Genomic DNA, 279 nt, shown 5'->3' with positions numbered 1-279 from the left:
CACCACTGTTCTTCTTGAATGTGTCTAGACCAACAAGTGCCTCAATATCAATAGCAAGGAAAAAGTGACCCAGAGGCATGGGACATGGGCCTCCAGTCTTTTGATCCACACCAGATACAGCCTTACCGTAAGGACCAGACTGGAAGGCAGTGCTGAGTAGCTCCACCACACACGCCCAGCCGAAGCCCTTGTAGCCACCCATTTCATCGCCGGCACCACCAAGAGGACATAGTGCACACTTTCCTTGAGCCATATCCACAAGAATTCCAGGTGTATCCG

At 51.6% G+C, this 279-nt stretch carries 1 protein-coding gene; it reads right to left on the bottom strand.

From position 1 onward, the window contains the following. A partial coding sequence (locus COZ07_RS01145) for an Ldh family oxidoreductase (protein WP_406606767.1) occupies positions 1 to 279 on the bottom strand: 279 nt, incomplete at both ends.

Source organism: Candidatus Infernicultor aquiphilus, assembly GCF_002784285.1.
Taxonomy (GTDB): domain Bacteria; phylum Atribacterota; class Phoenicimicrobiia; order Phoenicimicrobiales; family Phoenicimicrobiaceae; genus Infernicultor; species Infernicultor aquiphilus.
The sequence above is the reverse complement of the archived record's forward strand: the minus strand, read 5'-3'. Positions and strand labels throughout refer to the sequence as shown.